The following is a 23,862-nucleotide window of genomic DNA, read 5'->3' on the forward strand; positions in this document are numbered from 1 at the left end:
ACTACCGCTTTTCCCGGCCTGCTTGGCCGGCACAGGCACGCTCTTCGGCTCGGTCTTCTTCTCGGGAATCTTGTCGGCAGCCGCGAGCGCTTTCTGAAGCGGCGTCAGCGGCTTTTTCTTTGCGGCGGCTTCCTTCGCTTTCAAGGCAGCGGCGGCGGCCTTTTCTTTTTCCTTGGCAGCCTTGTCCTTGGCCTTCTGCTTCGCAGCGGCCTCTTTTTCTTTCGCCTTCACTACAGCAGCTGCCTTCCTGGCCTTTTCAGCCTTTTCTTTTTCTTTCTTCTTGTCGGCTTTCTTGGCTTTGTCTTTGGAGGCCACGAGCAAGTCCTTGTGTTCCAAGGCTGCCGGAGACCCGAATCAGCCTGACAATTTCTACATCGTACGCGCCGGACGGCCCGACTGCGCGCCAAAGCCCTCGATCAAGGCTTCGGTTCCGTCCAGAACCGCAAGCCGGCTCTGCACGTCCTTCAGCCTCGCGAGGTTGGCCTCGGTCGGCTCGGCGCCCAATGCGCGTTCTGCCTCCCGCAGCTCTCTAGATAGCGTCCGCTTCCGCCGATGCAAGCTCACGATTTGATGCCACCAGGACAGGACATCGCTTTCGGCCGAGCCGGGGCGGATTTCCCAGTCGGCGCGGTGGGAAATGGCACGTTCCATGCGTATCCGGAGCGCATCCACCCCCGCGTCTTCCAGCAGCTTTCCTAGCGCTTCGGAGGTCGAAATATCGGCCCTCGCCGCTGCCTCCAGAATGGCCTTGCGCAAGGCGACAGCATCGCCGTGGGCGAGTTCCAGTTCGGCGAACTCCTCGGCGTGGTCGGCGAGCAGCCATGGATGGCCGAGCACGGCCAGCAGGATCAGCGCCTCGCGCGGCGGCACTGCGGCATGATGCCCGCGTAAAATCGCGCTTTCCGCGAGGCGGCTGGAGCGTGCGTTGAAAAACTGGCGTTGCGGCGCAGGCGCGCCGGGACGGCGGGGCCGGAATTCGCGGGCGTCGCGCCGCGGGGCCAAGCGCTGGTCCTGCGGGGTGAAAAGGCGCGAAAGCCGCGCGCGGAGATCGTCGCGGTAATAGCGGCGCACGGTCTCGTCCGCGATGGAGCCCAGGATTTCGCCGAAGCGCTTTTCCAGACCGGCGCGTTGTTCGGGCGTATCGAGTTGCGCGTTCTCGATCTCGCGCAGCCACAACATCTCGACCAGCGGACGCGCGCCGTTCAGCACATCCTGCATCGCTTCCGGCCCGCTGGCGCGGATCAGGTCGTCGGGGTCCTTGCCTTCAGGCAGCGTCGCGAAACGCAGGCTCTTGCCCGGCGCCAGCAGCGGCAGCGCGAGATCGACCGCGCGGAAGGCTGCGCGCTTGCCCGCGTTGTCGCCGTCGAAGCAAAGCACCGGCTCGTCCACCATTCTCCAACATAAGCCAAGCTGATCTTCGGTAAGCGCAGTACCGAGCGGCGCGACCGCGCCCTCAAAACCGGCGACAGCCAGCGCAATGGCATCGACATAGCCCTCGACCACGATGAGCTTCGCGCCCTTCTGCGTCGCGGCGCGCGCATTCGCACCGTTGTAGAGCAGGTTGCCCTTGTGAAAGAGCGTGGTCTCCGGCGAGTTGAGGTACTTCGCCTGCGCATCGGGCGAGAGCGCGCGGCCACCGAAGCCGACAATCCGGTTCTTGAAATCCGCGATCGGGAACATGACGCGCTCGCGGAAGCGGTCATACGGCACCGGAATATCCTCGCCGTGGATCAGCAAGCCGGTTTCGATCATGTCCTCGACCGGCACGCCCTTGCCGCCGAGATATTCCTTCAGTGCAAAACGCTCAGAGGACGCATAGCCCATGCGAAAACGCGTCTGGATTTCCGGCGTGAGCGCGCGATCATTGAGATAGCCGCGAGCGCGCGCACCGGTGCGCGCCTGCAAACTTTCCTCAAAGAACTTCGCCGCCAGTTCCATCACATCGTAAAGCGAGCGGCGGCGCGCTTCCTGCCTCTGCATGTCCGGCGAAACCACCGGCATCGGCACACCTGCGATGCCCGCGAGCTTTTCCACCGCTTCGGGAAACGTCAGCCCTTCGGTTTCCATCACGAAGCCGAACTGGTCGCCGTGCTTCCCCGACGAGAAGCAGTGATAGAAGCCCTTCTGGTCGTTCACCGTGAACGAGGGCGTCTTTTCCTGATTGAAGGGCGAGAGGCCCTTCCATTCCCGTCCCGCCTTTTTCAGCGCCACGCGCCGCCGCACGACTTCCGAAACCGGAAGGCGCGAGCGGATTTCGTCGAGAAATGACGGCGGGAAACGCATAAGCGGCCAATGGTGAATGTCGGATTTGTAGAAGAATGTAGGTCTCCGGCAGGCGATTTCCTACAGCCCAGGCTGTGGACAAGCCATTCCTGCAAAAGACCGGCTTCCCCAGTTTTCTGGCCGAAACCCCGTTTGGCGGAATTCGTAGTAGCTACAGTATGATCGGCGCAAATAGCGGCCAAAGGCCCACGAAAGGCGCAGGAAATGCACTGGCTCTACTATGTCTTCTATACCGCGCTTGCGATCGCGCTGTTTCCCTACATCGTCGGCTTGTTCCTGCCGCGGCGTTTCGCGATCACGCGCGAAGTCGTGGTGGCGAAACCGGCGCAGGAAGTCTTCGATTTCATGAAGCTCCTGAAAAATCAGGAGCGCTACAGCACCTACGCCAAGGCTGACCCCGCGATGAAGATCGAGTATCGCGGCACGGACGGCACCGTCGGCGCCGTCGCCGCGTGGGACAGCGACGACCGCAACGTCGGAAAGAGCGAACAGGAGATCAAGGCGCTCGAGGACGGCAAGAGAATCGAAATCGAAATCCGGTTCAAGCAGCCGTTTCAGTCCATCGATCCCATCGTCACCGAGATCGAAACGGTTGCGCCGAGCGAAACGCGCATCCGCAACACCTATCGCGGAAAAATCCGCTACCCCTACAACCTGCTGGTCTGGTGGGTGATGGCGAAAATCCGCGAGAACATGCAGGCCTCGCTGGAGAACGCGAAGGCAATCCTCGAAGGCAGGGAAATCAGCGCTCGCTGAACAGGACGCCCGCTTTCATCTTGAGCGCCTTGGGCGACTCCAGGATCGTCACTGTCACCGCTTCTTTCGGCGAGCCGAAGTTCTTCACCACCGCTTCGGTGATATCGAGCATCAAGGCCTTCTTCTGTTCGGGCGAGCGGCCTTCGACGGCGTGAACGATGACTTCCGGCATGACGAACCTCTACTGATACAGTCCGTGCTTGGACCATTGCGTCTCGGGGATTTCGTCCCCGATCTTGTATTCGAAGGAGAGCACGCGCATCCGGTCGGGCGTGGCGCGGCACGAAAATGTATAGCGGTACCACTTGCGCTTGCTGCGGAACGCGGCACCGGGGCTGATGATCTCGTCGCCCTTCACTTTCGGCTCGGAGAACGCAGCGATGACGGAACGATCGACCCGGAATTCGCGGTTATCGCGCGCGATGCGGTTCATCGCCTCCAGTTCGCAGACCTGTTCGAGACGCGTCGAGGGATCGAGGCGCTTCAGCATGTACTCGATCTGCTTCTGGCGTTTTTTGTTGGCATGCGCAGGCGAAACCGCCAGCAGCAGACAACCGAACGCAAACGCCACGTAACCGCACTTCATCGAACGCAGACCCCGTCCCCCGATTTGCGGCGCGATTCTTACCCCGAAAGCGCCGGTTTCTCCAAACGTGGACACGGCTCCTCACGCGAACGTGCGGTGTACAGCGAAGGAATAGCGCGGTACCGCCGCGTTCAGCCCGCGAGCGAAGCCTTGACGAGGCCGCTCGCCTTGCCGAAATCCATCTGGCCTGCGTATTTCGCGCGCAACACGCCGATCACCTTGCCCATGTCCTTGACCGAGGCCGCGCCGGTTTCGGCGATCGCGGCCTTGATCGCGGCCTGCACTTCGGCGTCCGACATCTGCTTCGGGAGGAAGCCCTGAATGACCTCGATCTCGCCGCGTTCGTTGGCGGCGAGTTCGGGGCGTCCGCCCTTCTCGTACATCTCGATGGATTCCTGCCGCTGCTTGATCATTTTCTGCAGCAGCGCCAGCAGCGCGGCGTCGTCGAGCGGGCCTTTGCCCTGCCCGCGCGCCTCGATGTCGGCGTTTTTCAGCGCGCTATTCACAAGCCGCAACGTCGAGAGCTTGAGCTTCTCGCCCGATTTCATTGCGTCTTTCAGGGCGTTGTTGATCTGATCGCGCAGCATGGCCGCTCCCGCAAGATTCCACTTTATATATTGGAGACTCGCCGCTATTTAGGCCGCTTATGAACCCGAAACAAGCGACGAACGGCTGGGCCGAGGACAAGCCCACGGCCCTGCTGGTGCTGGCCGACGGCACCGTGCTCGAAGGCCACGGACTGGGCGCGGTGGGCGCCGAAGTGGGCGAAGTCTGCTTCAACACCGCGATGACCGGCTATCAGGAAGTGCTCACCGATCCTTCCTACGCCGGGCAGATCATCACCTTCACGTTTCCCCACATCGGCAATGTCGGCGTCAACGACGAAGACATCGAAACCGTGAACATGGCGGCGGCGCATGGTGCGCGCGGCGCGGTGCTGCAAGCCGACATCACCGATCCGTCGAATTATCGCGCGAGCCGCCATCTCGATCAGTGGCTCAAATCGCGCGGCATCGTCGCCCTCTCCGGCATCGACACCCGCGCGCTGACCGCGCGCATCCGCGAAAAGGGCATGCCGAACGGCGTGATCGCCCACTCGCCCGATGGCAATTTCGATATCGACGCTCTGAAGAAACAGGCGCGCGAATGGCCCGGCCTCGACGGCATGGATCTGGTGCCGACGGTGACGACCGCGCAGCGCTATTCCTGGGACGAGACGCCGTGGGAATGGGGCAAGGGCTACGGCCGCGAGGATAATCCGGAATTCAACGTCGTGTGCATCGACTACGGCATCAAGCGCAACATCCTGCGCCTGCTCGCCGCGAACAAATGCAAGGTGACGGTGGTACCTGCCACGACTTCCGCCGAAGACATCCTCGGCATGAAGCCGGATGGCGTGTTTCTCTCGAACGGTCCCGGCGATCCGGCGGAGACCGGCAAATATGCCGTGCCTGTGATTCAAAAACTGATCGACTCCGGCACGCCGACCTTCGGCATCTGTCTGGGTCACCAGATGCTCGGCCTCGCCGTCGGCGCGAAGACCATGAAGATGCATCAGGGCCATCACGGCGCGAACCATCCGGTGAAAGACCTCACCACCGGCAAGGTCGAGATCACGTCGATGAACCACGGCTTCGCGGTGAACCGCGACACGCTCCCTACCGACGCGGAAGAAACGCACGTTTCTCTATTCGACGGCTCGAACGCGGGCATTGCGCTGAAAAGCAAGCCGGCCTTCTCGGTGCAATATCACCCGGAAGCCTCGCCCGGTCCGCGCGACTCGCGCTACCTGTTCGAACGTTTCGTGGGATTGATGAAGAAGCATAAAAAATGAGGCGAGCATGACGCTCCGTTCGTTTTTGTTATTTTTTTCCGCTTTCGTTTTCTCCGTTTCCGCCCACGCCCAATCTTTCGACGGCCGCTATGAAGGCAAGCTGATCCTAACGCAGGGCAGCGACTGCGGCGAAAAAAGCGAAGCCTTCGCTGCGGAGATAAAAGGCAAGACCGTCCGCATCGCGAGCGCGCGTTCCGACAAACCCGTCGAAGGGCAGATTCAGGACAACGGCCAGTTTTTCCTGACCGGCCCCGGCCGCGGCAACGTCACGCTGGAATGGCGCGGCCAGATTCTCGCGACCAAGACCGGCCTCGGCACCCTGCTGCAAAAAGGCAGCAGCACCTGCCAGTTCCTGCTTTCGCTGAAACGAAACTGAAACGATGCCGCGATGAACGCGCTAATGCAGTTCGTCGCCGCCCTGTTCCGCATGGACGAGCGCGTCTGGGAGCGCCACGCGAATCCCGTAAGCGTGTGGACGCGCTTCGCCACCTTCCCGCTTTTGATGCTTGCACTCTGGAGCGTGCACTGGATCGGCTGGTACTGCCTGATCCCGCTGGCGGTGCTGGCGGCATGGCTCTGGCTGAACCCGCGCATTTTTCCGCCGCCCTCGTCCACGCAAAGCTGGGCCTCGCGCGCCGTACTCGGCGAGCGCGTCTATCTCCTGCGCGTCATGAATCCGGTGCCGGTCGAACATACCAATGTGGCGGCCCTGCTCGGCATCGGCACCGCGCTGGGCGCACTGGCGATGGCGGCCGGGTTGATCGCGGAAGAGCCCTTCACGTTCGCCGCGGGCGGCATTGCCGTGATCGTGTTCAAGCTGTGGCTTTGCGACCGGATGGTCTGGCTGTTCGACGAAATGAGCGAGCGCGTCGAACTCTATCGTTCGTGGCGGCGCTAGAAACTAGTCGCCCGGCTCGCGGCAATCCACCTTGCCTTCGGGCACCGCCACGATCTGCTTCTTGTCCCAGTCGAACATCCACGCGCCCTTGATCGCGCGCGGCTGCCCGTTCGGATTGAACGCGGCATAGGCGAAGACGTATTGGCCGTCCTGCGACTCGGTGGCCGGCTTCAGGAAGCAGCCGACCGAATACATATCGAGACCTTTCGGCTTCGGCGCACGGATCACCTGCACGATTTCAAACACCGGCGCGTCGGCCTTGGTGCGCGCGCCAGTATCCTTCTGCAAAAGGATCACGAAATTCTTTTTATATTGACCGTAGTCGATGGCGAATTCGCTGATGACGCCCTTGCCGTCGATGAGGAGGGCGCCCTGCTGGCTCTGGTAGTCCGGCACGTCCACGTCGCGGCGGCCAAGCAACTCGTTCTCGAATCCCGGCGCGGAAACGCCGGAAAGCAGAAGTAGCGCAGCCGTGGCTGCCAAGCGCCGCATATCCGGTCCCTTCCTTGAGTCGGTCCCGGCATGATAATCCGGTTCCACCGATTGTCACTCAACCCCATGACCGATGCGCGACTGGATTTCATACTGGGATTCCGACCACCCGATTTACGTCAATGCCCGTCACTTCGACGTGCATTACGCAAACATCGCCGATGACATCATCCGCCTGCTGCCTTCGAAAGAGGCGCGCGTGCTGGATTACGGCTGCGGCGAGGCATTGCACGCCGACAGGATCGCCGCGCATTGCGCGACCCTCCATCTCTGCGAGGCGGCACCGACCGTTCGCACGCGATTGCAGGAACGCTTCGGCAAGATCGCCAACATCGCGGTGGTAACGCCGGAAGACGCCGAGGCGATGAACCCGGAAAGCCTCGACCTCATCATCGCCAACTCGTTGCTGCAATACCTGAAGCGCGACGAACTGGTGAAGCTGCTGAAAACATGGCGGCGCTTGCTCGCGCCGGGCGGGGCACTGGTGCTGGCCGATGTGATTGGCCCGAAACAAAGCGCACTGGCGGACGCTTTCTCGCTGTTGCGCTTCGCCGCCGCGAACGGATTTCTCACGGCAGCGTTCATCGGCCTCGTGAAGACAACGCTGTCCGATTACCGCAAGCTGCGCGCGCAGCTCGGCCTTACCACCTACGACGAGAAAGACATGCTCGCGCTGCTCACCGAAGCAGGCTACGACGCCGCGCGTCTTCGCCCGAACCTTGGACACAATCAGGGCCGCATGGCATTTCGCGCGCAGAAAAACCCGGCGCTTGGCGGCGCGTAGTCACCAGCCCGAACCGCCGCCCCCGCCACCACCGCCTCCGGAAAAGCCGCCGCCGGTACTGCCGCTCGACGAGTAACTTGAACTGGAGCCGCTGTAGCTGCCGCTGGTGCCCGGCGCGACGGAAGCGGACGCCACCGTCGCCGACAGGCTGTTCGCAATCGAGTTGGTGAACGACGCGGTGTCGCTCCAGTTACGCCCGCTGTACCACTGGTTGAGCGCATAGCCTGCGGCAGCCGCGGCAACGGGTGCGGCGGCCGCTGCCGCCAGCACGCTCGCGAACTTCTTGGCCCAGGAGTTTTCCACGTCGAGCGCGATGGCATAAGGCAGCATCCGCTCGAACAGTTCCGGCGTCTTCTTCGGCGGGTTCAGATATTCGAGCCGCGACTCTTCGTCGGCCGTGCTCATGTATTCGCGCAGGCCCTCGATCTGGTCGAGCACCTTGCGCCCTTCCCGCGTCGGCGCTTCCATCCATTCGAGGAAGAATGCGCACAGCATCGTCGCGGCGAAGGCGCAGATCGTCGGGATCAGTTCGAAGATGCCGTCAACATTCCGCCAGACATACCAAAGTCCGATCGCGGCCGGTAAAATGCCGAAGACAACGCCAATGCCGATCAGGAAACCGTTGTCGCGCCGCGACGTGAAACCGTTGTTTAGCGCGAAAGACGCAAGCAGCAGCGGAATGATCGGCAGCAACGTCCCGATAAAAGCATCGCCGGCATAGCGGCTGCTGAATTGAAGAATGATTCCGGTCAGCGCCAGCACGACGGCAATCGCGGTCAGCAGAAGACCGATGCCCCACTTGCCGTAATTGTTGCGAAACAGGTCGTCGTACATGCGCTTCAGGTTGGTCTTCAACGCATCGTTCGCACCGCCGACCCGCACATGGTTCGCCTGCTTGAGTTCGAGCGATTTTTCTTTCGTGAAGAAGTGGCGCATGACCGCTTCCTCGCCGTCGTAGATTCTTTCGCCGCCCTCCTGCTTCTCGACGCGCGTGACGCCGTCCGCTTCGGAGATCTTCAGGCGCTTCTTCACGCCAAGTTCGACGATGGCGGCGGCAAACGTCTTGTTGTCGTAGCTTGCGAAGTTATCGACATAACGCATTGCCGCCGCCGACATGCCGGACGGCGGCTCGAATACCGGAATGATCGTGCCCGGCGCGGGATCGCGGCCATAGCGGAACCACTGGTAGAAGAAGTACGTCACCACCATCAGCAGGCCGAGCACCGATAGCGAAGCCGCGATGTTGTCGGTGACGAAATACCAGAACTGCTTGAGAGGCCCCGGCGGCGATACGATGCCCTTCTGCCAGGCGATTGCAACGGTGAGGCCGTTATTGCTTCCCAGCCGCTTGGTCGTGCGAAACACGATGACGTTGTCGCTTTCTTCGACGATCGAAGCGTCATTGCCTTTCGCGCCCTGCGGCCCGGTGAAGAATTTGCTGGTGTGGATTTTCGCGCCCGGCGGCAGCGTGATACGCGCTTCCGCCACGTCGATGTCGAAGGTCCAGCCGGTGCCGGTGACGTTCCAGTACAGTTCGTCGAAAGCCGGGAAGAATCCGACAATGCGCGTCACGCGATAGCGTATGAAGTAGGTGTGCAATCCCGGCTTCAGCGTTGCATAGGCGCTGCCGATCCGGATGCGGATGCCGTTATAGAGGCTCTCGGTCGAATGATATTCTTCGGCATCGTTGCGCCGCACAGATAGCAGCGTAAAGCCGACGGCAACCCGACGCCCGTCGTCGGCGCGATAGGTGGTCGGAAAATCGCGAAGGATGCCGCGCCGGATCTGCCGGTTCTCGGCCTGCACCGTGATCGTCTCGGTGACGACGAGATCGCCGTTGGCCTGCACGTCCACGTCGCTGACGAAACGGGTGATGCGCTCGTAAGCATTCGCGCCGCCCGAAGCAGCGAGAAGCAGAGCAACGGCAAGCAGAAAACGCCGCATCATCCCCGGTACTTTATGCAGCAAGCGGCTGCGTCACCAACCGCCACCGCCGCCACCACCACCACCGCCACCCGACGAACCGCCGCCGGACGAACCGCTGCTCGATCCCGGCGCGGTCGACGCCGAGGAAATCGCCGAAGCAACCGCGCTGCCGAGATGGTTGGAGAAGCCCGCTGGATCGCGGCTCCAGTCGCGCGTGCCGTGATACCAGGCATATCCGGCTGCACCCGCAGCCGCGGCCGCCGCAAGGATGCCGGCGAATTTCTTGCCCCACTCGTTCTCGACATCGAGCGCGATGGCGTAGGGAAGAAACTTCTCGAACAGTTCCGGCGTCTTCTTCGGCGGATGCAATGCGTTGAGCCGGTCTTCCTCGGCCACGCCGAGATATTCACGGAAGCCGTTGATCTGGTCGCGGATATTCTGCCCTTCCCGGCTCGGTGCCTTGAGCAGATAAAATCCCGCGAAGGCAACGGTGCCGAGCACCGCGCAAATAATCGCCGGGATCATCAGGTTGAGATTGATCCCGACATTGACGTAGACGAGACCCAAAGACACGAAGAGACCGATCAGCCAGAGCAGCGCGCCGCCGATCATCTTGAGGTTACGCCGCCGGTACGAATTCATCCCTGCGACGAAGATCGAACTTCCGATCCCGCACACCAGCGCCGCGATCACCACGGCGAAGGTGCCTGGCGCCGTCTCGCTGCCGGAACGGCCGGTAGCGATTGCATAGATGCACATCCCTACCGCAAGCACCATTAGCAGGAAGCCGAGGATCGACCAGCCGAAATTGTTGTTGAACAATTTGCCGGCATAAAGCTCATGCAGTTTGTTTTCGAGCGCCGATTTCGCCGCGCCGACGATCTGGTGGTTTTCCTGCTTCAGCTCGACCGCATTGTTCTTCGAGAAGAGATAGCGGCGCATTTCGTCTTCGGGCTGCGAGAGCGCTTCGCTTCCGGCCTTGAGCGTCAGCCGCGAGGTGGAAGAACTTTCCGATAGCGTGAGGTGTCCCTTCACGCCGAGATTGACGATCGCCGCCGTGAAGGCGCGATTGTCGAAGCTCAGCTTATCCATGTAGCGCACTTCGGACGGCGACATATTGTTTGGCGGGCCGAACAACGGAATGATCGTGCCCGGTGCCGGATCGCGCCCCACGCGCGACCATGTGGAAAGGTAATAAAGAAGAACGCCGATCAAACCGGCCAGTGCGGCAAGTATCGGCAGGTTATCCTGCAGGAAATAGAAGGCCCTCTGCGCGCCGCCCGGCGGCGTGATCAAACCCTTCTGCCACGCAACCGCGACCGTCAGCCCTTCATAGCGTTGCAGCGGCCGCGTGGTGCGCCAGACAATGCGGTTGGCGGTTTTTTCGACCACGCTGGCATTCTTCTCGGTAGATCCCTGCACGCCGGTATAGAATGCGTTCTGGCCGATCTGCGCGCCTTGCGGCAGCGTGATGCGCGCTTCCGCCGTCTCGATCACGAAATTCCAGCCGTTGCCGGTCGCGTTCCAGTAAAGCTCGTCGAAGCCGTCGAAGAACCCGATCTGCCGCGTGGTCCGGTAGCGGATCTTGTAGACATGCGACCCGCTGCTCAGCAGGACATCCGCACTGCCGATGCGCGTACGCACGCCGTTCGAATAGCTCTCGACCCGGTAAGGCTCCTCTTTGCCGTCGCGCGTGACGGAAATTACATCGAAGCCGACATTCACCAGCGTGCCGTTCTTGTTGCGGTAGCTGGTCGGAAAGTCGCGGAAAATGCCGCGGCGAAACTGGTTGCCCTCCGCCTGAATCACGATCGTTTCCGTGACGTCGAGATCGCCGTTTGGCTGCACGATCACGTCGCTGGTGAACGAAAGAATGCGCTCCTGCGCATGCGCGGCGAACGGAGCCGCGAGCAGCAGGGCGATAGCAAACAGGATGCGGCGCATGGGCGCCTCCTTCGCTTAGTTGAATTTGATGTTCGGGTTGGCCGCCTGCGAGCGGTCTTCCAGTTCGAAGAACGGCTGTTCGGAGAAGCCAAACGGCTTGGCAATCAGCAGATCAGGGAACGACTGGATGGAAATATTCAGGTTGCGCACCGCGCCGTTGTAGTAGCGCCGCGCGAACTGGAGCTGCTCCTCGATCTCGGAGAGCTGCTCCTGCAATTTATGAAAGTTCTCGCTGGCCTTGAGTTGCGGATAGGCTTCCGCCACCGCGATCAGGCGGCCCACCGCCGAACCGAGTTGCTGCGTGGCCTGCGCATTCTGGGCGACGTTGCCCTGCGCCTGTGCATCGAGACTGAGTGCGCGCTTCGCGGTGACCTCTTCGAGCAGCGTGCGCTCGTGGGTGGCGTATCCCTTCACCACCTCGACCAGCGCGGGGACGAGATCGGTGCGTCGCTTGAGCTGCACGTCGATACCGCTCCAGCCCTCGCGAACCACGTTCCGCTGCCGGACCAGCCGGTTGAACACGATAACGATGTAGAGCAGCAAAACGGCGGCGATGCCGCCGAGAATCCAGTGCCAGTACATAAGTTCGTCCCCTCTTGGCGGCACAGTCTGTCGCAGGTCCCGCCCTGTCTCAATGGGAAGGGCTGGATTCGCCAGTAAAATCGGCGTGCTTTTGGGTTCCTCGCGTGGCGCGGGACATGCACCAAAAGCGGCCTGTGGGCGGCGTTCTTTAGGCTTCCCTTGACCCTCGAATCTGGTCTAAGACCCCGCCAGCCGCGGGCTTTGCTTTCGCTCCGTGCTCCGCAAGGAATGGAAGGACGCGCGACCGCGCGGCCTTTTTTTGTGCCCGAAGGTGACATGCCCAAACGCACCGACATCAAATCGATCCTCATCGTCGGCGCCGGTCCCATCGTGATCGGCCAGGCATGCGAGTTCGATTATTCGGGCACGCAGGCATGCAAGGCGCTGAAGGAAGAGGGTTACCGGATCATTCTGGTGAACTCGAACCCGGCCACGATCATGACCGATCCGGAGCTGGCCGATGCCACCTACATCGAGCCGATTACGCCGGAAATCGTCGCGAAGATCATCGAGAAGGAGCGCCCGGACGCGCTGCTCCCCACCATGGGCGGCCAGACCGCGCTGAACACCGCGCTCTCGCTCCGCAAGATGGGTGTACTCGACAAATATAACGTCGAGATGATCGGCGCGACCGCGGACGCCATCGACAAGGCCGAAGACCGCGAGCGTTTCCGCGAGGCGATGACCAAGATCGGCTTGGAGACGCCGCGCTCGCACCAGATCAAGACTCTGGCCGAAGCCCTCGCCGCACTGAACGACATCGGTCTCCCCGCGATCATCCGCCCTTCCTTCACGATGGGCGGCACCGGCGGCGGCATCGCCTACAACAAGGCGGAGTTCATCGAGATCGTGGAGCGCGGCATCGACGCATCGCCCACCAACGAAGTGCTGATCGAACAGTCGGTGCTCGGCTGGAAAGAATACGAGATGGAGGTTGTCCGCGACAAGAAGGACAACTGCATCATCATCTGCTCCATCGAGAACCTCGACCCGATGGGCGTGCATACCGGCGACTCCATCACCGTCGCCCCCGCGCTGACGCTGACTGACAAAGAATACCAGATCATGCGCGACGCCTCGATTGCGGTGCTGCGCGAGATCGGCGTCGAGACCGGCGGCTCCAACGTGCAGTTCGCGGTGAACCCGGAAGACGGCCGCCTGATCGTCATTGAAATGAATCCGCGCGTGTCGCGCTCCTCCGCACTAGCGTCGAAGGCCACCGGCTTTCCGATTGCGAAGGTCGCGGCGAAACTCGCGGTCGGCTACACGCTCGACGAAATCGCAAACGACATCACCGGCGGCGCGACCCCCGCCTCCTTCGAACCGACGATTGACTATGTCGTGACGAAGATCCCGCGCTTCGCTTTCGAGAAATTCCCGTCCAGCGATCCGAACTTCAACGTGCTGACCACCTCGATGAAGTCGGTCGGCGAAGCCATGGCCATCGGCCGCACGTTCCGCGAGAGCTTGCAGAAAGCATTGCGCTCGCTGGAAACCGGCCTCTCCGGCCTCGACGAAATCGAGATCGAAGGCTTGGGTCAGGGCGACGACAAGAACGCAATTCGCGCCGCACTCGGCCGCCCGACGCCGGAACGCCTGCTGAAAGTCGCGCAAGCCATGCGCCTCGGCATGAGCGACGAGGAAATCTTCAACGCCTGCAAGATCGACCCGTGGTTCCTCGCACAGTTGCGCGCGATCATCGACCTCGAAGCGCAGGTAAAAGAGAAGGGCCTGCCCGTCACCGCGGGCCCGCTGCGCAAGCTGAAAGCACAGGGTTTCTCCGACGCGCGCCTCGCGAAGCTGACCGGCATGAGCGAGGAAGAAGTCGCTGGCAAGCGCCGCGCGCTGAACGTGCGCCCGGTCTACAAACGCATCGACACCTGCGCCGCCGAATTCGCATCCCCTACCGCTTATATGTACTCGACCTACGAGACGCCGTTCGCGGGCGCGCCCGCCGACGAAGCAAAGGTCTCGGACAAGAAGAAGGTCGCAATCCTCGGCGGCGGCCCGAACCGCATCGGCCAGGGCATCGAGTTCGACTACTGCTGCTGCCACGCCGCCTTTGCGCTGCGCGACGCCGGTTTTGAAACCATCATGATCAACTGCAATCCGGAAACGGTGTCCACCGACTACGACACCTCGGATCGCCTCTACTTCGAACCCCTCACCGCCGAAGACGTGATCGAGATTCTCGACCGCGAGCGCACCAACGGCGTGCTGCACGGCGCGATCGTGCAGTTCGGCGGCCAGACCCCGCTGAAGCTCGCCGACGCGCTGGAGAAGGCGGACGTTAAAATCCTCGGCACCTCGCCGGATGCCATCGACCTCGCCGAAGACCGCGACCGCTTCAAGAAGCTGCTGGAAAAGCTCAATCTCCTCCAGCCCGAAAACGGCATCGCGAAGTCCACCGCCGAAGCGCGCAAGATCGTGGAGCGCATCGGTTTCCCGGTCGTGATACGTCCGTCCTATGTGCTTGGCGGCCGCGCCATGGAGATCGTCCACGACGCGACGCAGCTTGAGCGTTACATGAAGGAAGCGGTGGTGGTGTCGGGCAAGAGCCCGGTCCTGATCGACCGCTACCTGTCGGACGCCATCGAGGTAGACGTCGATGCGCTCTCGGACGGCGAAACGGTTTTCGTCGCCGGCATCATGGAGCACATCGAGGAAGCGGGCATCCACTCCGGTGACTCCGCCTGCTCGCTCCCGACCCACTCGCTTGACGACAAGACCGTCAAACAGCTCGAAGAAGAAACCCGCGCGCTTGCGCTCGCGCTCAACGTCGGCGGGCTGATGAACGTGCAATACGCGATCAAGGACGGAAAGATTTACGTCCTCGAAGTAAATCCGCGCGCTTCGCGCACGGTGCCGTTCGTCGCCAAGACCATCGGCATCCCTGTCGCGAAACTTGCGTCGCTGGTGATGGCGGGCGTGCAGAAGGTGAAGGGCATCACCGCTCCGAAGATCGGCCACATCGCGGTCAAGGAAGCGGTGTTTCCATTCGCGCGTTTCCCTGGCGTCGATACCGTGCTCGGCCCGGAAATGCGCTCGACCGGCGAAGTCATGGGACTGGACCGCGACTACGCCATCGCTTTCGCCAAGAGCCAGCTTGGCGGCGGTACCCAGCTTCCCCGCAAGGGCACGGTCTTCGTCTCCGTCAAGGACAGCGACAAGGAACGCCTGCTCCCCTCGCTGAAGACGCTCTCCGAACTCGGCTTCAAGCTGATCGCGACGTCCGGCACCCTGCGTTACCTGAAAGAACAGGGCCTGCCCGCCGAGAAGATCAACAAGGTGCTGGAAGGCCGCCCGCATATCGTCGATGCCATCACCAACGGCGAGGTGCAGCTCGTTTTCAATACCACCGAGGGCGCACAGGCTTTGGCCGACAGCCGCAGCCTGCGCCGGGCCGCCCTCTTGCATAAAGTGCCCTATTACACCACGCTATCCGGAGCCGTTGCTGCGGCGCAGGGCATCAAGGCCTATCTGGCCGGCGATCTCGAGGTCCGGGCGCTGCAAGACTACTTCGCGAAGGCCAGCTAACCTCCGCAAAACGGCGCGTTCTAAAGGGTTTGTCCGATCGCGGGCAGCCGGGGAGCACCGGCGCGCGGTTGGTGAACTTTACTGAATCGGCAGCGTTAAGGCCGGTTGGAATTGGAGACGACGATGGAAAAGCTACCGATGACGGCTGCAGGGCTTACCCAGCTCGAAGAAGAGCTGCGCCAGCGCCAATCGGTCGACCGTCCGCGCATCATCCAGCAGATTTCCGAGGCGCGCAGCCACGGCGACCTGTCGGAGAATGCCGAGTATCACGCGGCCAAGGAACAGCAGTCGCTGAACGAGGGGCGCATCGCCGAACTCGAAGACAAGATTTCGCGCGCCGATATCATCGACGTATCCAAGCTTTCCGGCGACACCATTACCTTCGGCGCGACGGTCACGCTGGTCGACGAGGACACCGACGAGCAGCGCAAGTTCCAGATCGTCGGCGAGATCGAGGCCGATGCGAAAGCCGGCAAGATTTCCATTACCTCGCCGATCGCGCGCGCGCTGATCGGCAAGAAGAAGGGCGCTTCCGTCGAAGTCATGACGCCGAAGGGCGCCAAGGGCTACGAAGTCCTGAAAGTCGAGTGGAAGTAACCGCGCTGCCTCGCCTCCCCGCAATGCGCATTTTCCTCGCCGCATTGACGCTGCTTGCCTTCTCCCTGACCGGAGAGGCAAAGGCACAGCGTGTCGTTCTGGAAATCGCCCCGCAGGTCACGCGCAGCGAGCCGGAGTTCGCGGCCTTCCTGCGCCGCACTCTGCCCGTCGAAATCAACCGTGCCATCGCCGGAAAATATACCGGCACGCTACGTGTGCGGATCGTCGATGCGCGGCTGATGCGCGGGCCGTCCTTCGGCTTCGTCGACAGCACCGATTATCTCGAAGGCTATGTGCTGGTGCCGCGGCGCGACCCGGTTCCGATCCGCCTCACGCTGCCCTTCGACCGCTCGGCGTTTTCGCTGACGCCGCCCGGCGAGAACGTGCGCGTGTACAATCTGGTGCGCACCTTCGCGCAGTGGGTTGCGAAATATATCTGACGGTCACGCCTTCTTGGCGAGCGGCACGTTCGGCGCATCCTTCGAGCGGCCGAGCGTCAGCGACGTCTTCACGTTGCGCACGTTCGGCGCGGCGGTGAGTTCGGAAACGAACGCCTGAAACGTCTCCAGATCCGGCGCGACGCACTTCATGATGAAGTCGAATTCGCCGGAAAGCATGTGGCACTCGCGCACCAGCGGCCAGTTCTTCACCCGCGCATTGAACGCATTGAGATCGCTTTCAGCCTGGCTCGCGAGATGCACCATCGCGAATACCGTCACCGGATAGCCGAGCGCCTTCTCGTCGAGCAGCGCGCGGTAGCCGCGGATGATTCCCGCCTCCTCCAGCGCCCGGACCCGCCGCAGGCAGGGCGGCGCGGAGATGCCGACCCGGCGCGACAATTCCACGTTGGTAATCCGGCCTTCCTCCTGAAGAATTTGCAGAATGTGCCAGTCGATCTTGTCGAGGCTTGCGAGCAAGGCGGTCTCCGTAATTTTCTTTCGCAGCCACCCTAGTGCATGAAATCGGGCCACGAAACAATATTGCGTGACCACTCTGAGGAAAGAGGCGTCAGCACCTTGCTCAGGTACCGGTCAGTACCCTAGATATATGCGCCCAGCGCATAGCTCGGGGCTTTACTGCCCTCTGCCATCTCTTCGGAACAATCGCCATGCCCGCCACGCCCGTGAAAGTTCTCATCATCGGTTCCGGCCCTGCCGGTTACACCGCCGCTATTTATGCGGCGCGCGCGATGCTGGAACCCGTACTGATCGAAGGCATCCAGCCGGGCGGTCAGCTCACCATCACTACCGATGTCGAGAATTATCCCGGCTTCGCCGACGTCATCCAGGGGCCGTGGCTCATGGAGCAGATGAAGGCGCAGGCCGCGCATGTCGGCACGAAAATCGTTTCCGATCACGTGAAGGAACTCGACGTCTCGCAGCGGCCATTCCGCGCGGTGCTGGAATCCGGGCAGGTCTATCTCGCCGACACGGTGATTCTCTCCACCGGCGCACAGGCGAAGTGGCTCGGCATCCCGAGCGAAGACAAGTATCGCGGCGTCGGCGTCTCGGCCTGTGCAACTTGCGACGGCTTCTTCTATCGCAACAAGGAAGTGGTCGTGATCGGCGGCGGCAATAGCGCGGTCGAGGAAGCGCTGTTCCTCACCAACTTCGCATCCAAGGTCGTGCTGGTGCATCGCCGCGACCATCTGCGCGCCGAGCGCATCCTGCAGGACCGCCTGTTCAAGAACCCGAAGGTCGAACTGGTCTGGGATTCGGCGATCGAGGAAATCGTGGGCGGCGGCGAGCCGGTGAAAGTCACCGGCGTGAAGCTGAAAAACGTTCGCACCGGCGCTATTTCTGAGCGCAAGATCGACGGCGTATTCGTCGCCATCGGCCACAAGCCTTCGACCGAACTCGTGGACGGCAAGATCAAGATGAAGCCGAATGGTTACGTCTGGACCGCGCCCGACTCCACCGCGACCTCGATCCCCGGGCTGTTCGCCGCAGGCGACGTCACCGACGACATTTTCCGTCAGGCTGTCACCGCCGCCGGCATGGGCTGCATGGCCGCGCTCGAAGCCGGTCACTTCCTCGCAGCGGAGGGCGCGAACCGCGCTGCCGCCGAATGAGCAACGGGGGAATGGACTGGGACAAGCTGAAGGTTTTCCACGTCGCCGCGGAAGCCGGTTCCTTCACGCATGCGGGCGAGACGCTCGGCCTTTCGCAGTCGGCGGTCAGCCGTCAGGTTTCCGCGCTTGAGCAGGAATTGAAGGCCCCACTGTTTCACCGCCATGCGCGCGGCCTCATCCTCACCGAACAGGGTGAGATGCTGTTTCGCACTGCGCATGACGTGTTCATGAAACTGGAAGCGGTGCGCACCAAGCTCACCGACAACCGTGAGAAGCCGAACGGCGAATTGCGCGTCACTACCACGGTCGGCCTCGGTTCGTTGTGGCTGACGGCGCGCATCGACGAGTTCCTCGAACTTTATCCGGATATTCGGATTCACTTGCACCTGACCGACGAAGAACTCGATCTCGGCATGCGCGAGGCGGATGTCGCCATTCGCCTGCGCCAGCCAGTGCAGCCGGACCTGATCCAGCGCAAGCTGTTCACGGTGCATTTCCACGCTTACGCCTCGACCGAGTATCTCGCGAAGAAGGGGCACCCGCGCTCGCCTGAGGAACTCGACGGCCACCGAATTCTCATGCTCGGCGGAAGCGTGCCCGGCTATTTCTCCAACCTGAACTGGCTCGGTGAAATCGGGCGCTCCAACGGCTCGCCGCGCGTTGCCTCGATGACCGTGAATAACGTCGTTGGCTTGAAGACCGCGGTGGAAAACAGTGTCGGCATCGCCACGCTTCCGGATTATCTGGTCGAGGGCAACGAAAGTCTGGTGCGGCTGTTTGCCGAAACCGACGCTCCAGCGCTCGATGCCTATTTTGTGTACCCGGAAGAACTACGCTCGGTTGCACGTATTCAGGTGTTTCGCGATTTCCTGATCGCAAATGCCCAGCGGTGGAAATACTGATCGTAACCAAGGTTCTGCGGTGCATGCATGGCGGGTATGTAGCTACCCACATTGCCGGAACCGCGAGTGCGGACAAGTATCCATACGTGTCCTGTGCGCCTCGCACGCTCCTTCCCCCTTCCCTGCGCGCGTGAGGTGCATTTCTCCCTCTGGCAGGCACCGCCGCGAAAGCGGCGTGACTAACCAGCCGGGCTTCTTACGAAGCCCGGCTTTTTATTTCCGGGATCGTTTTGCGCCACCGCTCTCGTTCAGCAGAAGCGCGACCGTATGCGCGGCTATTTTTCTGAGTTGCATTTCATCGCCAAACGCGCGCTCGAGCACTGCAAGACCGCGCGTTACCGTGAGAACGTGCAGCGCCGCAGCGGCGGCATCGCCGCCAAACTGACCGCGCGCGGAGGCTTCGGAAAAAACTTCGCGCAGCAGCTCGGTGATCGCGCTTAGCAGAGCCGCGAACGCTTTTCTCGCGTCTTGCTGTGCGCTTTCACCCGCGATTGTCAGCTCCATGAGACCGCGCGTTGTCGGGCAGCCCCGCGGCGGCGATCCGGACCGGAATCTTCTGATCGTCAGATCGAAGAAAGCGTTGAGCCGTTCGCGCAGCGGGCCGGAGGCCAGCACCTTGCGAATGCTTTTCAGGTATTCGGCTGCGTAGCGTTCATAGGCACTGAGAAACAGCGCTTCCTTGCTGCCGAAAGCGTTGTAGAGGCTGCCGCGCTGGACCCCCGCATCGCGCGCAATGTCCGACAGCGAGGTGCCGCGCACGCCCTTGCGCCAGAACTCGTCGAACGCGATTTGCAGGACGTGATCCTGATCGAATTCCCGCGGTCTCACGGCTGCTCCGGCTGAAGAATCGTTTCTCGGAAAGTATTTGACACGCCGTTAAAAAAGCCGCAACCTGATTTTGACACAACGTCAAAAATTACAGGAGCTTTCTCATGCCGCTCACCCGGGTTTCCCTTCGCAGGGGCAAGTCCGCCGCCTATCGGCGTGCCATTCTCGACGGTCTCTATGCGGCAATGCGCGAAACCTACAACGTCCCCGAACATGACTACTTCATGCTCGTGAACGAGTACGACGCGGACGATTTCCGTTGCAGCCCGAATTATCTCGGCGTCGCACGAAGCGAGAATCTGGTCGTCATCGAACTGACGGTGAGCAACACAAGAACCATCGCGCAGAAGCGTGCGTTGTATCGCCGGATCACCGAACTGCTCGGCACTAATCCCGGCGTCCGGCCCGAAGATGTATTCATTAATCTGGTCGAAACCCTGCAGGAGAACTGGTCGATGGGTTACGGCCTCGCGCAATACGCCCCGGAGAAAGCCGCCTGAGCGGAAAACAAAAAAATCGCCGGGCTTTCCCGGCGATTTTTTTCGCTTCGCGGCGAGAAGCGTTTATGCCCAGAGCCGCTCGCCCTGCAAATCCTTGTAGAGACCGGCAACATACTCGCCATAGCCGTTGAAGATTTCCGTTTTACGGCGCGAACCGGTGCCGATGTCTCGTTCAGTCGCCTGCGACCAGCGCGGATGCGAGAACTCCGGGTTCACGTTGGCCCAGAAGCCGTATTCGGAAGCCTGTAACTGCTCCCAGTATCCCATCGGCCGCTTATCGGTGAACGTAAAGCGCACGATGGATTTCAGGTTTTTGAAACCGTACTTCCACGGCAGCATGAGACGGATTGGTGCGCCGAACTGCTTGGGCGCGGGCTTACCGTATACGCCCGTCACCAGCATCGCGAGTTCGTTGCGCGCTTCCTCGATGCTGCAGCCTTCGACATAGGGCCAATTGTTGCCGCCGAGGAAACTTGGCCGCTGGCCCGGCGCCATATCCGGGTTGTTGAAAGTTTCCATGCGGACATACTTCGCGCCGGAAAGCGGTCGTGCAAAATCAACCAGCTTCGCCATCGGGAAGCCCGACCAGGGAATGACCGCGGACCACGCTTCGACGCAGCGCAGACGGTAGATGCGCTCCTCGATCGGCATGGCGCGGATCAGCGTGTCGATATCGACGGTCTGTTCCTTCTCGACCATGCCGTCGATCTTGACGGTCCACGGCCGGACGCGGAGCTGCTGCGCGGGCAGCGTTACGTCCTTGCTGGTCCCATATTCGTAGAAGTTGTTGTAGTTGCCAGCGATACGTTCCGGCGTCGGTTCGCCGGCGTTGTATTTCGCATTCAGCTTCGCGGGATAGAGGTCGGCAGTCGGATCATCGCTGACGCGCTGCGCCTGCGCCATTCCCGGCATCGCAGCGGCGGCGGCAATCGCCGCGCCCGCGCCGAGAACCTTGCGGCGGGAATAAAGATGTTCCGGGGTTACCTGCGACTCGCGCATTTCCCAGCCGCGTTTGCGCCTGATCAGCATTCCGACCTCCTGGATACGATAACCCCGTCCGCAACTAGAACGTTGCAGCGACCGAACGCAATTCACGGAAGCGTGTAGCCCTGAAAGGCCTAGTTTTCGTGGGAGGCGACGATGGTTTCGCCCATCTTCACGAAGCGGCAGCAGGGGCTGTCGGTGCCGATGCTCTGCGAACAGACCCGCGCCCCTTCAAGCAACAGGAACAGTTCGTCGGCCAGAAGTTCCGGCTGTTTCAGGTTTGCGTCGGCGCAGAGCTTGGCGAGCCGGTCGCGCGAAGCACGTTTGTGCTCCTCGATGACGCGGCGGGCCGGATGGTCTTTCTCCGCGAGTTCGACCGCCGCATTGGCAAGCGCGCAACCACGGCCTTGCGGGTCGTTGGCGTCCCTGCCTGCGGCTTCCAGCCAGGCCGAAAGCTGCGCTCTCGGCTTGCCCGGATAGTCGCGCTCAAGGCTGGCCCAGAATTCATCGGACTTCCCGGCCAGCTTACGCAGATATTCGGCGACCAGCGCATCCTTCGACTCGAAGTGCCGGTACAGGGTCATTTTGTTGGTGCCAGCCGCTTCCGCGATGGCGTCCACGCCGACCGCCCGGATTCCCTGCCGATAAAACAGGTCGGAAGCCGCCGCCAGAATGCGTTGGCGGGGCGGAAGCCCTTGGGCGGGCGCTAGTTCGAGAGTGGAAATTCGTGGGGTCATGCCTCTTGACTCAGGTGTTACCGGTCAGTACCTATATGTTACCGAGCGGTACCAAATCAAGCTCCTGCTGGTTCCGCGCCCCGACAAACAAGGAGAACCCCATGAGTCGCTGCTTCGAAAGTTATAAGGCATGGGCATCCGCTGCCTGCAACTCCGATCTCAGCATGGCTGAGGCCCTGAACGATCCCCTGATCCGTAGCGTAATGGACGCTGACGGCGTTGATGTAGGTCAGCTTCAGGCGGAATTCGAGCGCATTGCAGAGAGCCGCGAAGCAGCACTTCAGACCTGAATTTCCGTACCTCCGCGGCCTCTCCTTCTCTCCCAGCCGCGGAACAAGAGCCGGGCGGCCACACCCGCCCCCGCTGGCCGCCCGGCAGTTTTCCAACTCTCCGAAAGGACCGCGCCATGAACGCGCATAGCAAAGTCACATCCGCCGATTTGTTTTCCGGTTACGACCTCGCCGGTCTTCCGCTCAAGAATCGCTTCGTCATGTCGCCGATGACGCGCTCTCGCGCCATCGCAGGCCGCGTTCCGAACCCGCTTGCCGCGGAATATTACGCGCAGCGTGCAGGCGCGGGCCTCATCATCACCGAGGCGACGCAGGTAAGTCCGCAAGGCGTCGGTTATGTCCGCACGCCGGGCATCCATTCGAAGGAACAGGTCGAAGGCTGGAAGAAGATCACCGATGCCGTGCACCAGGCAGGCGGAAAAATCTTCCTCCAGCTCTGGCATGTCGGCCGCATTTCCCATTCCGACTTCCATAACGGCCAGCCGCCGGTAGCGCCCTCCGCCATCGCGGCCGAAGGCAAGACGTGGACAGAGCAGGGCCAGAAGGATTATTCGACCCCGCGCGCGCTCGATGCGTCCGAACTGCCGGGCATCGTGGAAGATTTCCGCCGCGGCGCGCAGAACGCGAAAGACGCGGGCTTCGACGGCGTCGAGATTCACGGCGCCAACGGTTACCTGCTCGATCAGTTCACCCGCGACGGCACCAACAAGCGCACCGACAACTACGGCGGCAACCTGCAGAACCGTTTGCGTTTCCCGCTCGAAGTCGTGGATGCGGTAGTGAGCGTCTGGGGCGCGAAACGCGTCGGCTACCGCATGTCGCCCTACTTCACCGGCCACTCGATGTCGGATTCAAATCCGCTCGCTACCTTCTCGCAACTCACGGACGAACTGAGCAAGCGCAGTCTCGGCTACATCCATGTGGTCGATAGCGCGAACGCCACGCAACGCATTTCTCCCGCGCTCCGCGAAATCTTCGAGGGTACCTACATCGTGGCCGAGGGCTTCGACGAGACGAGTGCGGCGAAAGCCATTGCCAGCGGCGAAGCCGATCTGGTCGCGTTCGGCAAGCCGTTCATCTCGAACCCGGACCTCCCCGCGCGCTACAAGAAACACGCACGGCTCACTGAGTGGGATAACGCTACGTTCTATCAGGGCGGCCCGAAGGGCGACACGCAGGGCTATACGGATTATCCGGCGCTGACGTAACGCGTTTAAGCATCGGAAACGAAACGGCCGGGAGCAATCCCGGCCGTTTTTCTTTTTACCCGTGAAATCGGGTGGCCTCTCCGCCTCCGAATGGAACAGATTCCGTTCCCGGTTCCTATTCGG

At 61.8% G+C, this 23,862-nt stretch carries 24 protein-coding genes; 12 read left to right on the forward strand and 12 right to left on the reverse strand.

Annotated elements, in window-relative coordinates; all coding sequences use genetic code 11:
• Positions 1-369 precede the first annotated feature (369 nt).
• On the reverse strand, positions 370-2,283 hold the full coding sequence (gene dnaG / locus KF794_11310) for a DNA primase (GenBank protein ID QYK44359.1): 1,914 nt from the start codon (positions 2,281-2,283) through the stop codon (positions 370-372).
• Positions 2,284-2,487: 204 nt separating this feature from the next.
• On the opposite strand from dnaG, the gene KF794_11315 reads away from it, so the two are divergent.
• The gene (locus KF794_11315; protein ID QYK44360.1) at positions 2,488-3,039 is read left to right on the forward strand and encodes an SRPBCC family protein; all 552 of its coding nucleotides are present in this window, start codon (positions 2,488-2,490) and stop codon (positions 3,037-3,039) included.
• On the opposite strand, the gene KF794_11320 is transcribed toward KF794_11315, so the two are convergent.
• The 3 genes from KF794_11320 to KF794_11330 form a co-directional block, all read right to left on the reverse strand.
• Positions 3,026-3,211: a tautomerase family protein gene (locus KF794_11320; protein ID QYK44361.1), complete on the reverse strand. Its 186-nt coding sequence runs from the start codon at positions 3,209-3,211 to the stop codon at positions 3,026-3,028. The genes KF794_11315 and KF794_11320 overlap by 14 nt on opposite strands.
• A gap of 9 nt (positions 3,212-3,220) precedes the next feature.
• Positions 3,221-3,625, reverse strand: a complete 405-nt coding sequence (locus tag KF794_11325; protein ID QYK44362.1) for a DUF930 domain-containing protein — start codon at positions 3,623-3,625, stop codon at positions 3,221-3,223.
• Positions 3,626-3,756: 131 nt separating this feature from the next.
• Positions 3,757-4,212: a GatB/YqeY domain-containing protein gene (locus KF794_11330; GenBank protein QYK44363.1), complete on the reverse strand. Its 456-nt coding sequence runs from the start codon at positions 4,210-4,212 to the stop codon at positions 3,757-3,759.
• Between the two features lie 59 nt (positions 4,213-4,271).
• On the opposite strand from KF794_11330, the gene carA reads away from it, so the two are divergent.
• Genes carA through KF794_11345 form a run of 3 tightly spaced genes read left to right on the forward strand, consistent with a single transcriptional unit; the run spans position 4,272 to position 6,357 of the window.
• Positions 4,272-5,459, forward strand: coding sequence for a glutamine-hydrolyzing carbamoyl-phosphate synthase small subunit (carA, locus tag KF794_11335; protein ID QYK44364.1), 1,188 nt, complete (start codon positions 4,272-4,274; stop codon positions 5,457-5,459).
• A 7-nt stretch (positions 5,460-5,466) separates the two neighbouring features.
• Positions 5,467-5,835, forward strand: a complete 369-nt coding sequence (locus KF794_11340; GenBank protein ID QYK44365.1) for a hypothetical protein — start codon at positions 5,467-5,469, stop codon at positions 5,833-5,835.
• A 24-nt stretch (positions 5,836-5,859) separates the two neighbouring features.
• Entirely contained in the window at positions 5,860-6,357 is a 498-nt protein-coding gene (locus tag KF794_11345) for a hypothetical protein (GenBank protein QYK46684.1), read from the forward strand.
• 3 nt (positions 6,358-6,360) lie between these two features.
• Here the strand turns inward: KF794_11345 and KF794_11350 are convergent, their stop codons facing one another.
• Positions 6,361-6,849 (reverse strand): hypothetical protein, encoded by a 489-nt coding sequence (locus KF794_11350; protein QYK44366.1) that lies wholly within the window; start codon positions 6,847-6,849, stop codon positions 6,361-6,363.
• A gap of 73 nt (positions 6,850-6,922) precedes the next feature.
• On the opposite strand from KF794_11350, the gene KF794_11355 reads away from it, so the two are divergent.
• Positions 6,923-7,633: a class I SAM-dependent methyltransferase gene (locus tag KF794_11355; protein ID QYK44367.1), complete on the forward strand. Its 711-nt coding sequence runs from the start codon at positions 6,923-6,925 to the stop codon at positions 7,631-7,633.
• Here the strand turns inward: KF794_11355 and KF794_11360 are convergent, their stop codons facing one another.
• Genes KF794_11360 through KF794_11370 form a run of 3 tightly spaced genes read right to left on the reverse strand, consistent with a single transcriptional unit; the run spans position 7,634 to position 12,085 of the window.
• Entirely contained in the window at positions 7,634-9,577 is a 1,944-nt protein-coding gene (locus KF794_11360; protein ID QYK44368.1) for a DUF2207 domain-containing protein, read from the reverse strand.
• A 33-nt stretch (positions 9,578-9,610) separates the two neighbouring features.
• A complete protein-coding gene (locus KF794_11365) occupies positions 9,611-11,503 on the reverse strand; it encodes a DUF2207 domain-containing protein (protein QYK44369.1) in 1,893 nt (630 codons plus the stop codon).
• A gap of 15 nt (positions 11,504-11,518) precedes the next feature.
• A complete protein-coding gene (locus KF794_11370; GenBank protein ID QYK44370.1) occupies positions 11,519-12,085 on the reverse strand; it encodes a LemA family protein in 567 nt (188 codons plus the stop codon).
• A 276-nt stretch (positions 12,086-12,361) separates the two neighbouring features.
• Between KF794_11370 and carB the strand changes: the two genes are divergently transcribed.
• The 3 genes from carB to KF794_11385 all read left to right on the forward strand — a co-directional run bounded on the left by carB (position 12,362) and on the right by KF794_11385 (position 16,659).
• Complete coding sequence (carB, locus tag KF794_11375; GenBank protein QYK44371.1) at positions 12,362-15,622, forward strand: carbamoyl-phosphate synthase large subunit; 3,261 nt, start codon at positions 12,362-12,364, stop codon at positions 15,620-15,622.
• 123 nt (positions 15,623-15,745) lie between these two features.
• Positions 15,746-16,219, forward strand: a complete 474-nt coding sequence (gene greA / locus KF794_11380) for a transcription elongation factor GreA (GenBank protein ID QYK44372.1) — start codon at positions 15,746-15,748, stop codon at positions 16,217-16,219.
• 23 nt (positions 16,220-16,242) lie between these two features.
• Positions 16,243-16,659 carry a hypothetical protein gene (locus KF794_11385; GenBank protein QYK44373.1) on the forward strand — a complete coding sequence of 139 codons (417 nt, stop codon included), beginning with the start codon at positions 16,243-16,245 and terminating at the stop codon, positions 16,657-16,659.
• 3 nt (positions 16,660-16,662) lie between these two features.
• Here the strand turns inward: KF794_11385 and KF794_11390 are convergent, their stop codons facing one another.
• A complete protein-coding gene (locus KF794_11390) occupies positions 16,663-17,136 on the reverse strand; it encodes an Lrp/AsnC family transcriptional regulator (protein QYK44374.1) in 474 nt (157 codons plus the stop codon).
• A gap of 191 nt (positions 17,137-17,327) precedes the next feature.
• On the opposite strand from KF794_11390, the gene trxB reads away from it, so the two are divergent.
• On the forward strand, positions 17,328-18,290 hold the full coding sequence (trxB, locus tag KF794_11395) for a thioredoxin-disulfide reductase (protein ID QYK44375.1): 963 nt from the start codon (positions 17,328-17,330) through the stop codon (positions 18,288-18,290).
• A gap of 11 nt (positions 18,291-18,301) precedes the next feature.
• Positions 18,302-19,192, forward strand: coding sequence for a LysR family transcriptional regulator (locus KF794_11400; protein QYK44376.1), 891 nt, complete (start codon positions 18,302-18,304; stop codon positions 19,190-19,192).
• 213 nt (positions 19,193-19,405) lie between these two features.
• Here the strand turns inward: KF794_11400 and KF794_11405 are convergent, their stop codons facing one another.
• Entirely contained in the window at positions 19,406-20,020 is a 615-nt protein-coding gene (locus tag KF794_11405; protein ID QYK44377.1) for a TetR/AcrR family transcriptional regulator, read from the reverse strand.
• 104 nt (positions 20,021-20,124) lie between these two features.
• Between KF794_11405 and KF794_11410 the strand changes: the two genes are divergently transcribed.
• Positions 20,125-20,520 carry a tautomerase family protein gene (locus KF794_11410; protein QYK44378.1) on the forward strand — a complete coding sequence of 132 codons (396 nt, stop codon included), beginning with the start codon at positions 20,125-20,127 and terminating at the stop codon, positions 20,518-20,520.
• 63 nt (positions 20,521-20,583) lie between these two features.
• Here KF794_11410 and msrP read toward each other — a convergent pair whose 3' ends face one another.
• Positions 20,584-21,549 carry a protein-methionine-sulfoxide reductase catalytic subunit MsrP gene (gene msrP, locus KF794_11415; protein ID QYK44379.1) on the reverse strand — a complete coding sequence of 322 codons (966 nt, stop codon included), beginning with the start codon at positions 21,547-21,549 and terminating at the stop codon, positions 20,584-20,586.
• A gap of 89 nt (positions 21,550-21,638) precedes the next feature.
• A complete protein-coding gene (locus KF794_11420) occupies positions 21,639-22,241 on the reverse strand; it encodes a TetR/AcrR family transcriptional regulator (protein ID QYK44380.1) in 603 nt (200 codons plus the stop codon).
• A 406-nt stretch (positions 22,242-22,647) separates the two neighbouring features.
• Between KF794_11420 and KF794_11425 the strand changes: the two genes are divergently transcribed.
• Positions 22,648-23,739, forward strand: a complete 1,092-nt coding sequence (locus KF794_11425; protein ID QYK44381.1) for an alkene reductase — start codon at positions 22,648-22,650, stop codon at positions 23,737-23,739.
• Positions 23,740-23,862 lie beyond the last annotated feature (123 nt).

The sequence above is a fragment of the Xanthobacteraceae bacterium genome, assembly GCA_019454205.1.
Taxonomy (GTDB): Bacteria; Pseudomonadota; Alphaproteobacteria; order Rhizobiales; family Xanthobacteraceae.

What these genes read in the sequence shown, in the direction of transcription:
- dnaG (QYK44359.1), bottom strand. Translation starts at nt 2,283, where the DNA reads ATGCGTTTCCCGCCGTCATTTCTCGACGAAATCCGCTCGCGCCTTCCG.
- KF794_11315 (QYK44360.1), top strand. Translation starts at nt 2,488, where the DNA reads ATGCACTGGCTCTACTATGTCTTCTATACCGCGCTTGCGATCGCGCTG.
- KF794_11320 (QYK44361.1), bottom strand. Translation starts at nt 3,211, where the DNA reads ATGCCGGAAGTCATCGTTCACGCCGTCGAAGGCCGCTCGCCCGAACAG.
- KF794_11325 (QYK44362.1), bottom strand. Translation starts at nt 3,625, where the DNA reads ATGAAGTGCGGTTACGTGGCGTTTGCGTTCGGTTGTCTGCTGCTGGCG.
- KF794_11330 (QYK44363.1), bottom strand. Translation starts at nt 4,212, where the DNA reads ATGCTGCGCGATCAGATCAACAACGCCCTGAAAGACGCAATGAAATCG.
- carA (QYK44364.1), top strand. Translation starts at nt 4,272, where the DNA reads ATGAACCCGAAACAAGCGACGAACGGCTGGGCCGAGGACAAGCCCACG.
- KF794_11340 (QYK44365.1), top strand. Translation starts at nt 5,467, where the DNA reads ATGACGCTCCGTTCGTTTTTGTTATTTTTTTCCGCTTTCGTTTTCTCC.
- KF794_11345 (QYK46684.1), top strand. Translation starts at nt 5,860, where the DNA reads ATGCAGTTCGTCGCCGCCCTGTTCCGCATGGACGAGCGCGTCTGGGAG.
- KF794_11350 (QYK44366.1), bottom strand. Translation starts at nt 6,849, where the DNA reads ATGCGGCGCTTGGCAGCCACGGCTGCGCTACTTCTGCTTTCCGGCGTT.
- KF794_11355 (QYK44367.1), top strand. Translation starts at nt 6,923, where the DNA reads ATGCGCGACTGGATTTCATACTGGGATTCCGACCACCCGATTTACGTC.
- KF794_11360 (QYK44368.1), bottom strand. Translation starts at nt 9,577, where the DNA reads ATGCGGCGTTTTCTGCTTGCCGTTGCTCTGCTTCTCGCTGCTTCGGGC.
- KF794_11365 (QYK44369.1), bottom strand. Translation starts at nt 11,503, where the DNA reads ATGCGCCGCATCCTGTTTGCTATCGCCCTGCTGCTCGCGGCTCCGTTC.
- KF794_11370 (QYK44370.1), bottom strand. Translation starts at nt 12,085, where the DNA reads ATGTACTGGCACTGGATTCTCGGCGGCATCGCCGCCGTTTTGCTGCTC.
- carB (QYK44371.1), top strand. Translation starts at nt 12,362, where the DNA reads ATGCCCAAACGCACCGACATCAAATCGATCCTCATCGTCGGCGCCGGT.
- greA (QYK44372.1), top strand. Translation starts at nt 15,746, where the DNA reads ATGGAAAAGCTACCGATGACGGCTGCAGGGCTTACCCAGCTCGAAGAA.
- KF794_11385 (QYK44373.1), top strand. Translation starts at nt 16,243, where the DNA reads ATGCGCATTTTCCTCGCCGCATTGACGCTGCTTGCCTTCTCCCTGACC.
- trxB (QYK44375.1), top strand. Translation starts at nt 17,328, where the DNA reads ATGCCCGCCACGCCCGTGAAAGTTCTCATCATCGGTTCCGGCCCTGCC.
- KF794_11400 (QYK44376.1), top strand. Translation starts at nt 18,302, where the DNA reads ATGGACTGGGACAAGCTGAAGGTTTTCCACGTCGCCGCGGAAGCCGGT.
- KF794_11410 (QYK44378.1), top strand. Translation starts at nt 20,125, where the DNA reads ATGCCGCTCACCCGGGTTTCCCTTCGCAGGGGCAAGTCCGCCGCCTAT.
- msrP (QYK44379.1), bottom strand. Translation starts at nt 21,549, where the DNA reads ATGCTGATCAGGCGCAAACGCGGCTGGGAAATGCGCGAGTCGCAGGTA.
- KF794_11420 (QYK44380.1), bottom strand. Translation starts at nt 22,241, where the DNA reads ATGACCCCACGAATTTCCACTCTCGAACTAGCGCCCGCCCAAGGGCTT.
- KF794_11425 (QYK44381.1), top strand. Translation starts at nt 22,648, where the DNA reads ATGAACGCGCATAGCAAAGTCACATCCGCCGATTTGTTTTCCGGTTAC.